General features: G+C 56.0%; 11 protein-coding genes and 1 pseudogene. 8 read left to right on the plus strand and 4 right to left on the minus strand.

The genetic code is table 11. The features are described from left to right. Positions 1-25 precede the first annotated feature (25 nt). Genes hisS through hisG form a run of 3 tightly spaced genes read left to right on the plus strand, consistent with a single transcriptional unit; the run spans position 26 to position 3,297 of the window. Positions 26-1,513, plus strand: a complete 1,488-nt coding sequence (gene hisS / locus GS614_RS17960; protein WP_171726967.1) for a histidine--tRNA ligase — start codon at positions 26-28, stop codon at positions 1,511-1,513. A gap of 3 nt (positions 1,514-1,516) precedes the next feature. Then, positions 1,517-2,605, plus strand: a complete 1,089-nt coding sequence (locus tag GS614_RS17965; RefSeq protein WP_171726968.1) for an ATP phosphoribosyltransferase regulatory subunit — start codon at positions 1,517-1,519, stop codon at positions 2,603-2,605. Beyond that, complete coding sequence (gene hisG, locus GS614_RS17970) at positions 2,602-3,297, plus strand: ATP phosphoribosyltransferase (RefSeq protein WP_171726969.1); 696 nt, start codon at positions 2,602-2,604, stop codon at positions 3,295-3,297. The genes GS614_RS17965 and hisG overlap by 4 nt, the downstream gene beginning before the upstream one ends. Here the strand turns inward: hisG and GS614_RS17975 are convergent. Both GS614_RS17975 and GS614_RS17980 read right to left on the minus strand, forming a co-directional pair. Then, on the minus strand, positions 3,294-3,674 hold the full coding sequence (locus tag GS614_RS17975; RefSeq protein WP_216601201.1) for a hypothetical protein: 381 nt from the start codon (positions 3,672-3,674) through the stop codon (positions 3,294-3,296). The two genes, hisG and GS614_RS17975, sit on opposite strands and share 4 nt — an antisense overlap. Positions 3,675-3,774: 100 nt before the next feature. Further along, on the minus strand, positions 3,775-4,206 hold the full coding sequence (locus GS614_RS17980; RefSeq protein WP_171726971.1) for a DUF1489 family protein: 432 nt from the start codon (positions 4,204-4,206) through the stop codon (positions 3,775-3,777). A 129-nt stretch (positions 4,207-4,335) separates the two neighbouring features. Here GS614_RS17980 and GS614_RS17985 point away from each other — a divergent pair, with 129 nt between their 5' ends. Continuing rightward, the gene (locus GS614_RS17985; protein ID WP_171726972.1) at positions 4,336-6,618 is read left to right on the plus strand and encodes an adenosylcobalamin-dependent ribonucleoside-diphosphate reductase; all 2,283 of its coding nucleotides are present in this window, start codon (positions 4,336-4,338) and stop codon (positions 6,616-6,618) included. 902 nt (positions 6,619-7,520) lie between these two features. Here the strand turns inward: GS614_RS17985 and GS614_RS17990 are convergent. Beyond that, positions 7,521-9,401 carry a tetratricopeptide repeat protein gene (locus tag GS614_RS17990; protein ID WP_170659160.1) on the minus strand — a complete coding sequence of 627 codons (1,881 nt, stop codon included), beginning with the start codon at positions 9,399-9,401 and terminating at the stop codon, positions 7,521-7,523. Between the two features lie 208 nt (positions 9,402-9,609). Here GS614_RS17990 and GS614_RS17995 point away from each other — a divergent pair, with 208 nt between their 5' ends. Continuing rightward, complete coding sequence (locus GS614_RS17995; RefSeq protein ID WP_170465021.1) at positions 9,610-10,242, plus strand: tyrosine-type recombinase/integrase; 633 nt, start codon at positions 9,610-9,612, stop codon at positions 10,240-10,242. Between the two features lie 163 nt (positions 10,243-10,405). Here the strand turns inward: GS614_RS17995 and GS614_RS18000 are convergent, their stop codons facing one another. Then, positions 10,406-11,272 (minus strand): NAD(P)-dependent oxidoreductase, encoded by an 867-nt coding sequence (locus GS614_RS18000; RefSeq protein WP_171726973.1) that lies wholly within the window; start codon positions 11,270-11,272, stop codon positions 10,406-10,408. Positions 11,273-11,374: 102 nt separating this feature from the next. Here GS614_RS18000 and GS614_RS22470 point away from each other — a divergent pair. From GS614_RS22470 to GS614_RS18010, 3 genes and pseudogenes are all read left to right on the plus strand, one after another. Beyond that, a pseudogene (locus tag GS614_RS22470) lies at positions 11,375-11,566 on the plus strand (LysR family transcriptional regulator); the annotation flags it as partial. Positions 11,567-11,614: 48 nt separating this feature from the next. Then, positions 11,615-12,292 carry a LysR substrate-binding domain-containing protein gene (locus GS614_RS18005; RefSeq protein ID WP_253284216.1) on the plus strand — a complete coding sequence of 226 codons (678 nt, stop codon included), beginning with the start codon at positions 11,615-11,617 and terminating at the stop codon, positions 12,290-12,292. A 228-nt stretch (positions 12,293-12,520) separates the two neighbouring features. Continuing rightward, a complete protein-coding gene (locus tag GS614_RS18010) occupies positions 12,521-13,795 on the plus strand; it encodes an adenylate/guanylate cyclase domain-containing protein (protein ID WP_371809414.1) in 1,275 nt (424 codons plus the stop codon). Positions 13,796-13,805 lie beyond the last annotated feature (10 nt).

Here is a 13,805-nt window from a genome sequence, read left to right on the forward strand (position 1 = left end):
AAGGACACTCCCAAGGACGCCCCACATGGCCAAGCCCAAGAAACAGCCCCGCCCCAAGGCCGTCACGCCGAAAGGGTTCCGCGACTATTTCGGCGAGGAAGTCACGCAGCGCACCGAGATGCTGCGGACGATTGCGGGCGTGTATCACCGTTACGGGTTCGACGCGCTTGAAAGCAGTGCGGTCGAGACCGTCGAGGCGCTGGGCAAGTTCCTGCCCGACGTGGATCGCCCGAACGAAGGCGTGTTCGCCTGGCAGGAGTTTGACGAGGGCGGCAACGGCGATTGGATGGCGCTGCGCTATGATCTGACAGCACCTTTGGCCCGGGTCTATGCCCAGCACCGCAACGATCTGCCCACGCCCTATCGCCGCTATGCGATGGGTCCGGTCTGGCGCAACGAAAAGCCGGGGCCTGGGCGGTACCGTCAGTTCTATCAGTGTGATGCGGATACGGTGGGGACGGCCAGCATGGCGGCCGATGCCGAGATTTGCGCGATGCTGTCAGACACGCTGGAAACCGTGGGCATTCCGCGCGGCGATTATCTGGTGCGGGTCAACAACCGCAAGGTTCTGAATGGCGTGCTTGAGGCGATGGGCCTAGGCGCGGACGCGGCAGCGCGCGACGACGTTCTGCGCACCATCGACAAGTTCGACAAGGTGGGTGAGCAGGGCGTGCGCGAGTTGCTGACCAAGGGCCGGCTGGATGTCTCGGGCGCGTTCATCGACGGTGTGGGCCTGTCCGACGATCAGGCCGAGCCGGTGATCGCCTTCCTGACCTCCAAGGCCGATGCTGCCGCCGGAACGCTGGCCAACCTGCGCGCGGCCGTGGGTGACAGCAAGATCGGCGCCGAAGGCATTGCGGAATTGGAGCAGATCGGCGAGTTGCTGGCTGCGGGCGGCTATGGTGCTGATCGCATCCAGATCGATCCCTCGGTCGTGCGCGGTCTGGGTTATTATACCGGGCCGGTCTATGAGGCCGAACTGACCTTCGAGATCTTTGATGAGAAAGGCCGCAAGCGGCAGTTCGGGTCCGTCTCGGGTGGTGGGCGCTATGACGATCTGGTGAAGCGTTTCACCGGGCAGGAAGTGCCTGCGACAGGCATCTCCATCGGCGTTGATCGCCTGCTCGCAGCGCTGCGCGAAAAGGGTCGGATCAGTGCTCAGGCCACCGGCCCTGTGGTCGTGACCGTAATGGACCGCGACCGCATGGCCGACTATCAGGCGATGGTGGCCGAGCTGCGCAATGCCGGCATCCGGGCCGAGGTCTATCTGGGCAATCCCAAGAGTTTCGGCAACCAGCTGAAATATGCGGACAAGCGGAATTCTCCGATTGCGGTGATTGAGGGCGGCGACGAAAAAGCCAAGGGCATCGTGCAGATCAAGGACCTGATCCTGGGCGCCAAGATTGCCGAAAGCGCCACGCTCGAGGAATGGAAGGAACGCCCCAGCCAGTTCGAGGTGCCGCGCGGCGATCTGGTCGCCAAGGTGCGCGAGATTCTGGACAGTCAGGACTAAGCCATGCCCAACCGATCCCAGATCCAGGCCCGGGCCGCGATGATGCGCGTGCGCTTCGAGGCCGCCGGGGCGCAGGTCGTCGACCCGCCGCTGCTGCAATCGGCGGAGACGCTGCTGGACCTCTACGGCGAGGATATCCGCGCGCGCGCCTATGTCACCTCGGACGCGCTGCGCGGCGAACAGATGCTGCGCCCGGATTTCACCCTACCGGTGGTGCAGATGCACATGCGCGACGGGGCCGAACCGGCGCGCTATACCTATTCGGGTGAGGTGTTCCGCCGTCAGGAGCATGACCCCGACCGCGCCAATGAATACATCCAGGTGGGATACGAGGTCTTTGACCGTGACGATCCGGCCGGGGCCGATGCCGAGGTGTTTTCGCTGATGGCGCTTCAGTTGCGCGGGCTGCCACTGCGCGCGGCAACCGGGGATATCGGTATCCTCACCGCTGCGGTCGAAGGGCTGCGCACGACCGAGCGTCGCAAGGCCGCCCTGATGCGGCACCTGTGGAGACCGCGCCGGTTCCGCATCTTGCTGGATCGGTTTGCAGGTCGCAAGGCGCCCTCGGAAGGGCGCGCCGCGCTGCTGGACGCTGCCGATCCGATGGCCTTTGAAGCCCCTATGATCGGCAAGCGCCGCAAGGCCGAAATCGCAGCGCGCATCGAAGCCCTGCGCGAAGACCGCGATACGCCGCCGATTTCCGACAATGAACTGGCCGGGCTGGAAACGTTGCTGAATGTGCGCGAGACCATGCCATTTGCGCTGGAACAGCTGCGCGACGTGGCGGTGGATCTGCCGCAGATCACGCCCGCCTTGGACCGGCTGGAGGCGCGTGTGGCTGCGCTGCAAGCACGTGGCGTCGATGTCGAGCGGTTGGATTTCGAGGCCGCCTATGGCCGGACATCGATGGAATATTACGATGGTTTTGTTTTTGGGTTTTACGCGGAAGGTCGGCCTGACCTGCCTCCGATCGCCACGGGCGGGCGCTATGACGCGCTGACACGGCAATTGGGCCGTGGAGACGAAATCCCCGCTGTCGGCGGCGTGTTGCGCCCCGACCTGATGCTGGAGATTGAGGAGGGTGCTGTATGAGCCTGAAACTTGGTGTGCCGTCGAAGGGCCGGTTGATGGAAAAGACCTTCTCATGGTTCGAAAAACGCGGCATCACCTTGTCACGCAGCGGGTCGGACCGGGAATATGCGGGCAAGGTCGAAGGGATCGACGGCGTCTCTCTGATCCTGTTGTCGGCGGGGGAAATTCCGCGTGAACTGGCGGCGGGGCGGATTCATCTGGGCGTCACCGGGATCGATCTGGTGCACGAGAAACTGCCGCGCTGGGAACAGCAGGTTGAAGAGGTTTCGCAGCTTGGATTCGGCAAGGCTGATCTGATCATCGCAATTCCGGCATGTTGGGTCGATGTCGATACGCTTGATGATCTGGACGCGGCAGCAGCTGCGTTTCGCAAAACCCATAGCCACCGGCTGCGGATCGCCACCAAATACCACCGTCTGGTTCGGGAATTCCTGACAGAAGCGGGCGTGGCCGATTACACGCTGGTCGACAGTCAGGGTGCGACTGAAGGCACGGTGATGAATGAAACCGCCGAAGCAATTGCCGACATCACCTCGACCGGAGAGACCCTGCGGGCGAACCACCTGAAGATCCTCTCGGACGGTCTGATCCTGCAATCGCAGGCTACGCTGTGGCGCAGTCGGGTGGCCAGTTATTTGCCTGATGACAAGCGGGTGCTTGCGGAAGTAATGGACCGGGTAAGCAAAACTTAATCAGGGGCAGCGGTCACTGATTTGCTGATGTCAAAACGTTTTGACCCGCACGTCCCTTTCCATTTTTTGAACACGACATTCTTTCTCAGGTCGAATGTCATGGTGCCGGTGTTGCCGCCTCCGCAGTTCGCGCTGTCGAAGTTGAAACTGATGGATTGCTTTTTGCTGTTCCCCGAAACGCTGGCGCCGTTGATATTTTGCAGCGTTGAGGACGTGATGCCTGCAATGTTGCCGCCGGTAATTGTGACCGACACCGGGAACGGGTTTTTGGACGGCACGGTCAGGCTATAGGTTCCATCCTTTGGGGCGGCGAGAACGCTTGTTCCGCCTGCTACAAATACAGCCGCCAATACGATTGTTCGAAATTGTCCAATCATCTAGATTGCCCTCGTTAACTTAATAAAATCAAGTAAACATTCTATGCGATTTTGTTGGCATCCTCAACGCATCACATTGCAGATAGTCTAGTGCCGGCCTTTACAGAACCCCGATTTCCGCCAGGGCGCGGTTCAGATCATCGGGCAGGGCATCGTCCTGCTCGCGGTTTTTGGGCAAATCGGCAGGAGTATCTTCAGGCTTGAGATAACGCCATCCCTGAAACGGGCGTTTCAGGGCGTTCTGGGTGCGGTGCAACTTGGGGTCCAGCACAATGGCACAGCGGCGGATACCATCGTCTCCGATCACTTCATCCAGCCGCAGGATCCGCTGGCGGCATTGGACTACGCCCTTGATGACCCAATAGATCGATCCGCCGTTCAGAATTTCGGCTTCGCGCTTGGGCCACATGCGGGTGACGTGGCGTGGAAGGCCATCTGCGAACCGCTGGCGATAGCTGTCCTGCCAGGCCATCAGCGTGTCGACGCTTTCCGAACCAACGGACAGTTTTATGAGGTTTACGTAATTATCCACAGCTTTCCCACAGAGTCGTCCCGAAGACCATCTTTATATTGTAGCTTGGTTCCAGTTGTCATCAAGGTGTTGTGGTGAGCATGTGATTTGAGGTAGTCTGGATACCTCTTTCAGCACAGGGAATCACCAATGAGCCGCTTTGCCGCCCCCATCGCCGAGCAGATCTGGGATATGAAGTACCGCTTTAAACAGGCGGATGGCACCCCCATCGATCAAACGGTTGAAGACAGTTGGCGGCGCATCGCCCGTGATCTGGCGCGGGCGGAAAACGACCCGGGGCACTGGGAAGAGAAATTCTATGAGGCGCTGGAAGACTTTAAATACCTGCCTGCCGGGCGGATCACAGCAGGTGCCGGCACCGCGCGTCAGGTGACCCTGTTCAATTGTTTTGTCATGGGCACGGTACCCGACAGCATGGGCGGCATTTTCGACATGCTGAAAGAGGCCGCTTTGACCATGCAGCAGGGCGGGGGGATCGGCTATGATTTCTCGACCATCCGCCCGCGTGGCGCTGACGTGAAAGGCGTCGCGGCGGATGCGTCGGGGCCGCTGAGCTTTATGGATGTCTGGGATGCCATGTGCCGCACGATCATGTCCGCGGGCTCGCGCCGTGGCGCGATGATGGCGACCATGCGCTGTGACCACCCGGATATCGAACAGTTCATCACCGCCAAATCTGACCCGGCCCGCCTGCGCATGTTCAACATGTCGGTTCTGGTGACCGATCCGTTCATGGAAGCGGTCAAGGCCGATGCCTCGTGGGATCTGATCTTTGACGGCAAGGTCTATCACACGGTTCAGGCGCGTGATCTGTGGAACAAGATCATGCAGGCCACCTATGACTATGCCGAACCGGGCGTGATCTTCATCGACCGTATCAACCAGGCCAACAACCTGAGCTATGTTGAAGCAATCGCTGCCACGAACCCGTGCGGCGAACAGCCATTGCCGCCCTATGGCGCCTGCCTGTTGGGTTCGATCAATCTGGCGCGTTTGGTGGTTGAACCGTTTGAGGCAAAAGCCCGTTTGAATGAAGAGGCCCTGCAAGAACTTGTCGCCACGGCTGTCCGGATGATGGACAATGTCGTTGATGTGTCAAAATTCCCACTGGCCGAACAAGAGGCTGAAGCGCAGGACAAACGCCGCATCGGGCTGGGCGTGACCGGGCTGGCGGATGCGCTGTTGATGCTGGGTCTGCGCTATGGCTCGGACGAGGCGGCGCGTCAGACCGAGCGCTGGTTGCACGCGATCGCCCGCGCCGCGTATCTGGCGTCGGTCGACTTGGCCAAGGAAAAAGGGGCGTTCCCCCTGTTCGATGCCGAGAAATACCTGGCCAGCGGCACGATGCAGCAGATGGATGACGATGTCCGCGAGGCCATCCGTGCACACGGCATCCGCAACGCGCTGCTGACCTCGATCGCGCCCACTGGGACGATCTCTTTGTACGCAGGGAACGTATCGTCGGGGATCGAGCCGGTCTTTGCCTATGCCTATACGCGCAAGGTTTTGCAGAAGGACGGCTCGCGGACCGAGGAAGAGGTGGTGGACTATGCCGTTCAGATGTGGCGCGACAAGTTCGGCGATGTCGAGCTGCCCGACTATTTCGTGAACGCCCAGACCCTGACCCCGGCCGAGCACGTCAAGATGCAGGCGGCGGCGCAGAAATGGATCGACAGCTCGATCTCGAAGACGATCAACTGCCCCGAGGACATCTCGTTCGACGCCTTCAAGGACGTGTATATGCAGGCCTGGGATCAGGGCTGCAAGGGTTGCACGACCTATCGCCCGAACGACGTGACCGGTTCGGTGCTGACCGTTTCGGAAAGCGACGACAAAGTGCCGGGCGAAAGTGCGGATGCGCCGCACGAGGTGGATGGCGGCGATGTCATCTACATGTCCGAACCGCTGGACCGGCCGCAATCGCTTGAGGGTTCGACCTACAAGCTGAAATGGCCCGACAGCGAACACGCGATCTATCTGACCATCAACGACATCGTCATCGGCGGCCGGCGGCGTCCGTTCGAGGTGTTCATCAACTCGAAGAACATGGAGCATTACGCCTGGACGCTGGCCTTGACCCGGATGATCTCGGCCGTGTTCCGGCGCGGTGGTGACGTGTCTTTCGTGGTCGAGGAGCTCAAGGCCGTGTTCGATCCGCGCGGCGGGGCCTGGGTGCAGGGCAAGTATATCCCTTCGATCCTGGCGGCGATCGGCGGCGTAATCGAGCAGCACATGATCGCGATCGGGTTCCTCGAGGGCGAAGGGATGGGGCTGAAGTCCGACCCGCAGGCGCAGGTGGTCAACATGGACGCCCCCCGCGGCAAGGCCTGCCCGTCCTGCGGCCAGTATGACATGGTGATGATCGAGGGCTGCATGACCTGCCGCAGCTGCGGGCATTCGAAATGTGGCTGAGACGGGGGGGTCGCTGTGAAAATGTGTGGGTGAGCATAAATAGCCCATAGTGCTGATTTTTGCGCCCATTTGAACGGTCTTTAATGCCCACAGATTCTTAAGGTACTGAAATAAAATAAAAAAGATTCCTTTAGAGTTTTGAGATTGTTCTGCTTTGGGCGACCATCGATAGCAATCGCGCTATTGACCAGGACCAGAAAATCTCAAGACTGTGGCCATGGAACCAAATCGTCTCATACGCGTCACACGCAAAAGCTGACCAGAATGTTGTACTTGCCCAGCAAAACCGCTCGAGCAGTTCCATGGCTATCGGATACCGAATTTATGAAAAACAAATCGCCTATCGAGGATTCCCCTCAATACTCCGAATTGAACGCTCGATTTTCCCGTTTTCTGCTGGACTTCCGAAAGGAAAAACTCGCGCAGCAACTTGCCGGAGACGACGAAAACCGTGGCGAGATCACTCGCGGAGACTTTCAGTCATTCAAAGCGCGGATGACTGAGGGTTTAGAACTAACCGATTACGATCTAGATCGTATTCACCGCCGAGTATTGTCTATACTTCTCCGCGCCTAGGCGGGCTCGGTGCTGCAAGACGAATGAGGCCGGAAGGCTTGAAACTGGCGCGTAGACCGATCCGCTTTGACAATGAGTCAGTCCTGAATCTCACTTGAACGTCTACGGTTACTTCACTGCGCACTCTCCAGTGAAACAACAAACACGTTGTTCTAAGCTACTCCCGCTCTTCTCTTCAATGCGCATCATCAGCGGGTCGCAGCCCAAACCAGACATTCAACAGCGATGTTTGTTGATCCCGAGGAGCGGATTGGTCCATTCATGCAACGATGCTACCAAAAGTGGAAACCGCGCATACAGCCAGTATCCGGGATATGAAAACCTTTCTATTCGGGCAATCCACCAGCAACCATCGCACCAAAATACCGGTCCTGGTCCTCAGTATGCATAAAGGGTGTGTTTCTGTGTGTAGAAACACGGAAGTCCGGCCGGATTTCGAGTAATTTCTTTGCTTCAACCTGTGCATCTTCCAGACGTCCCATTTCAGCAAGAGTTGCGACCAAGATACGGCGCGGAGGAAGCGACTTTGGATAAGTTGAGATACCGGTTTTTGCCAGCAGAATTGCCTGTTTGTAATCTCTGATTAAGAAATGAGAAAGGGCCGCGTTAAAATTGTACCAGCCGGGATAACGCGGGTTGACCTTTTTTGCCTTGTTGTTCCACTCAATCGCTTCGGCTGGCTCACCCATAAGCGACCGTAGAAAGCCCATACCATATAGAACCTCAGGATCATTGGGGTTCTCCCGTATTGCCCGCTGAAATGCCTGGTATGCGAGTTGATGATCGTGGTCAGCAAACAAATGTAGCTGGCCCAAGCGGTGTTGAACGCGATAGTCCGATTGATCCAGTTCTAACGCACGCTGTGCGTGCCTGCGGGCTTTGTTCAGCGCGGTTTCTGGATCGTCCGACCCACCAAAGCGCCAAAGACTAAGGTAGCGACCGCTCAATTCAATATGTGCAGAAAGGTAGTCTGGATCGAGCACTATGGCTCGTTCCAGTAGTTCAATTGCCTCTTGCCGACTGGCAGTATTCAGCAGCTTGCTATTGGCGACAGCCCTCAGAAAAAGTTCATACGCTTCTAGATCATCGGTTGGCCGTTTCCTAAGCGACGCGATTTCTTCTTCCTCAACTACTATTTTCAGGGTGGATGCGATTTCCCGAATAAGGTCGGCCTGAGCGGAAAACAATTCTTCGATCCCAATGTCATATTGTTCCGACCATAGAGCGTGCCCCGACTCTGACTCTATCAGTGTTGAGTTAATCGAAATAGTCTCGCCAACGCTCTGAACGCTACCTGACAAAACATATCGCACACCGAGCTCTCGACCTATTTCTCGCGGTTTGACCAAGCTGTCCGCAAAGGTAATCGAAGTCGAACCAGCAATCACAAATAGCTGTGGAAACTTCGAAAGCTGCGTCGTGATTGCTGTTCCAAAACCTTCTGCCAGATAGCCGACCTCTTCAATTTTTGAGCGGTTCTCAAAGGGCAAAACGACGATGGACGGTTCGTCTGGGATGGCAAGCGCAAACTCCTCTTGTTCGGTCAGGGGTGCCGCATCTCTGGATCGCCACCATACGACCGAAACCAGCACCAAACAGATGCATGCTGCACCGATTAGAGTTGGCACCCACTTGGATATAGTTGGTTTCGTATGCGCAATTGGTTTTGATAAAGCCAAAGCCTTGGCCTTGTCATCCAGAACGATTTCGAAGGCTCGGACTGGTCTCTCTATGTTTTTGACTTCGGTCTCACCCAGATCCTCGAAATTCAGATCCAGCTTGTCCTGTACCTGATCCCGCACGCTGCGGTGAATGCAAATACCTCCGGGCTCAGCCAAACCTTCAAGGCGGGCGGCGACATTGACGCCATCTCCATATATGTCTCCGCCCTCGGCAATCACATCTCCGATATTGATGCCGATCCGAAACACAATTCGTTCGCTTTCTGGAACGTCCGAATTTCGAGAGAGCATTTCGTTTTGAACAGAAACGGCAAATTTCATTGCCTGTACGGTGCTTTCGAACTCCAGTAGAGCACCATCACCTATCAATTTGATCGTCTTGCCACCATAACTCGCCGCAAAGGGGTCAATGAGTTCAGACCGATGCGACTTTAGTGCTGCCAGCGTTGCTGCCTCATCGCGTTCCATCAGTCGCGAGTAGCCCACGACGTCAATACTCAAGATAGTGGTAAGGCGGCGTTCCACTCCCGTTCTCCCCTAGACCCAAGATTATCCATCCTGATCTATTGAATCCATAGTTCTGCTATTCGCCCTATACCAAATCGCATATTTGAGGCGCCGGTCAGGCTTCGACAAAGTCAGATTTTTCATGACGGAGACCAAGCATGGTAACCAATAGACGCTGACACTGTGTGGGCGATGAGGTGGTGCGTGGCGGTGTGGAGTATTCGTCATGCAAGCTTTAAATCTACCCGTCATTCGAGTTGGCCGATCAGCGTGGAACAAAGGTCGGGTTATTGGCCAGAAGCGCCCGCTTTTGCCAAGGCATGTCTGGGCAATACGCGTTCGCTTAGAAATTTCAGAAGATCATAGGAACTTAGCACTCTTCAATTTAGCAATAGATAGTAAGCTCCGTGGTTGCGATCTTGTTCGCCTTAAAGTTGCAGACGTATTTGCCGCTGGACAAGTAAAGGAACGCGCGTCTGTCAACCAAAGCAAGACAAAGATACCCGTTCGTTTTGAAATTAGTAGTGGTACGCGAAACTCGCTTTTGAATTGGCTGAAACAACCTGCGATGAAAAGATCCGAGTACTTGTGGCCAGGGCGTTTTCAGCATCGGCTGCATATTTCTACTCGTCAGTACGCGAGGTTGGTTCAGTCATGGGTCGCTTCGATTGGGCTTGATCCCAGCCAATATGGGACCCATTCAATGCGACGCACAAAAGTGGCGCAGATTTATCGTAGAACAGGTAACTTGCGAGCAGTGCAGCTATTGCTTGGTCACACCAAGATGGACAGTACAGTGCGTTACCTGGGTGTAGACATCGAAGACGCACTCGCCATCGCGGAAGCCACCGAGGTGTGATCCATCAGGCCGCTTTCGAGCGGCCTTTTTTGCGCGAACCCCGAGAGTAGAACTATCAGCCCAAACCGGACATTGGCGACGAAACTTCGCAGTCCCATGTACGCAACTTTGCAGCCGATTGTTTGTCAAGTCGAATGGCCATTTTGACAGTAAGCGTTCGATATCAACAGGCTTCCGTCATGTGCTTGACCAAAGAGGTTAATTGTTTGTCTCCATATCCATCCTCCCACGCCGCTTTTGTGCGGTCATGCATAATTCGGATAAAGTCAGCCGGTGCATTCAGAGAAACGCACGTCTTTAGAGCGTCCTCCTGGGCCAATGCGTAGACTTTCAACGAGGCTTCAGCGTCGTCATAGTCCTCGGTCGGAACAGTTCGGGCAAAGAGATCGTAATAGTCATTTACCAATTTGATCGTGGCAGGGAGTTGATCGGCATAGACCTGCATCGGAACACCTGCTTTCTGGCAAACCAGTGCGCCGTATATCATCCCAAACATGAACCCCTGCCGGACAGTGAAGAGACCGGCAAAAAGTGCTGCAAGAGCTGCGGGTTTCTCACCGATCTGAGCGGATTTTCCCCCCAGAGACCTTATCACTTCGCCGTAGCGATCCCAGGTTCCGGCACTGCCCACGGTGAGGATAGTGGTGTCGCTGCTACCGATGCCTGAAGGGTAGGCATTGATCATGCCCAACATGTAGTCTGCGTTTTTTTCGCTGAGAAATGAGACCAGTGAATCAGCATCGGACGTGTCGCCGGTGCTCATGTCGCAGATTGTTTTTTCCTTCAACGATACACTTAGACCGCTGATCAAATCGATAGTTTCCTTGTGACTTTTGATGCAGACGATGACGAATTCGGACGCTGCAACAGCATCTTCTGGCGAAGCGCAAATAACTGCACCTACCTTTGCAAACGACTTTGTCTTTTCAGATGTCCGATTCCAAACGCAGACGCTGTAACCTGCTTTGAGCAGGCAATGCGCCAACGCCGAACCCATGTTGCCCAATCCGAGTACCGCAAGCGTTGCCATGGTTTTCTCCTGTTCTGGTCATTGGTGTTCCACGTCAGCATGCGTAAGAATTGAGAAAACGCGTAGTTGTAAATATTTCTGTATTGTTAGATTTTCTGACTTATGGATTGGCACACTTTACCCTCGCTGACGTCTCTCAGAGCCTTTGCCGCCGCCGCAGAGTTTAGGAACTTGACCCGCGCGGCAGCGGCACTGAATGTGACCCACTCCGCAGTCAGCCAACAAATCCGAGGACTGGAGCAGTATCTAGGAACCCAACTCGTTTCTCGGACGCGACACGGTATCGCTCTGACCGCACAGGGGGAATTCTTAGCGGCAGGTTTACATGAAGCATTCGCCTCAATGGCGTCCCTGACTGAGAGCATATCAAGTGCAGAGGCGGTTCGCCCGCTGGTGGTCAGTGCGACACCGATGTTTTCAAGCGCATTTCTTATGCCGCGTCTATCGACGTTTGTTCAGGAGTTTCCGGATATTGAGCTTCGGATCGACTCAACAATCCAAGCTGTCGACCTCAAACCAGGGGGCATTGACATAGCCATTCGATACGGCACCGGGCGCTGGTCGGGACTGGTCTCGCAAATGTTGCTACCTGGCTGTCTGACTGTGGTCGCTGCAAAAGAATTGATTGGGGAGCGAGTGCTCAAAGACCCAATTGAATTGCTCGACTTTACTCTTCTTCAGGAACAGGCTTCGGTCGAATTTGACTTGTGGTTGGAAAAGGTTGGAGTACCACCCGATGACGATAGGAGAGTTGTTCGCTTGCCGGGCAACATGCTGCTTGATGGAATCCGCCGGGGTGATGGTGTCGGGGCGACCGTTCCGGCATTCATCTCTGATGAATTGAAGTCTGGAGATCTCGTGGCGCTATTCGATGATCCAATCCCGCAGATCGGATATCACCTCGTCACGCTGCCTGGACCAGTTCGCCCAGCGGCAAAAGTGTTTCAGAAGTGGCTTTCGAACTCAATTACCGAATATGAGAAAAGCCTTTTCAGATGGACGCCGGCTCACTTGATATAACCGTTGTTGGTGTTCAACTCGAATGGATAGCAACAACCCAAAGCGGCCATGAAGTTTCGCAAGATGAGGACAAAAAAGGCCGTTTGCCCACTGAGCTGATAAAGCAGACGTATCGCAGCACTTTCCAAAGCTGAAACAGCTTTCAGACAAGATCAGACACCGCCCCTGTTCACTTTCGCATAGTCTAAACACTTAGCGACCAGTATGAAACAGAAAGGAGGACAATACGTGGAGCGAAAGCTGGCGGCCATCCTGATTGCTGACCTTGTCGGCTTTACCGCCCGGATGGAGCGGGACGAAAAAGGCACGCTCGAAGTCCTTTCAGCGTACATTGACGAAACCGCTGTTCCGCTTGTCGGTCGACATCACGGTCGCATCGTCAAACAGATGGGTGACGGTCTGCTCGCCAGTTTCGACAGCGCTGTCGATGCCGTTTCCTGCGCGGTTGAATGGCAAAATTCGCCGGTGGTGGGCTCCGACCCGCTTCGCTTTCGCATCGGCGTCACTCTTGGCGACATCATCATGCGCGACGGAGATGTTTTTGGGTCCGGTGTGAACCTTGCGTCCAGGTTGGAGCAGCTTGCCCCACCCGGCGGTGTGTTGGTGTCGGACGCTGTTTATCGTGTGGTCGGGAACCGTATACCGGTCGCCTGGGAGGATACTGGTCAGCACACGGTAAAGAACGTGGCCGATCCGATACATGCTTGGCGCATTGGCGGGTCAAGCGCAGTATGCGCTGAACCGCCTCGGCCTGAAGCCTCAGGAAAAGCCACTATTGCGGTCTTGCCACTACAAAACATGAGTGATGACCCCGAGCAGGCATTCTTTAGCGATGGGATTGCGGAAGACATTATTGTGGGTTTATCGCGTTTTCGGACGCTTAAGGTTGTTTCCAGTAATGCGTCTTTCAGGTTCCGGACACAGGACACAGATCCGGCCAAAATCGCGGAGGCTCTCAGCGCAGATTACCTGGTTGAAGGCAGCGTGCGGAAGGCCGGCAGTCTCGTCAGAATCTCGGTACAGCTCGCTGACGCCCGAACGGGCACTCACCTCTGGTCGGATCGGTACGACCATGAACTGGAGGACGTTCTGGCAGTACAAGACGAGGCGGCCCGAAATATCGTCGCAGTGTTACCTGGCACGGTCCAGCACGATGTCGTCGACCGTTCGACACAGAAACCAACAGATCAGATGAAGGCCTATGAACTGATGCTCAAGGGCAAGGCATTGCGCGACGGCCTGAACGCACGAGATACGGCCAAGGCGAGAGTGTTGTTGGAACGAGCGGTCGCGCTCGATCCGACCATCGCGCGATCTTACATGTATCTTTCAGATACATATGTCATAGATTTGTGGCTTGGTCTGGCAGACGCTGACGCACCGGCCCACACGTTGAAAATCGCCCGAAAGGGCGTGGCACTGGATAACCGGGACGTCTACATTCAGGACCAGCTTGGGTTTGCTTTTCTCTGCGCCGGACTATGGAGCGAGGCCGAAGCGTAATTCAACAAGA

The sequence above is a fragment of the Ruegeria sp. HKCCD6604 genome (assembly GCF_013110635.1).
Classification (GTDB): domain Bacteria; phylum Pseudomonadota; class Alphaproteobacteria; order Rhodobacterales; family Rhodobacteraceae; genus Ruegeria.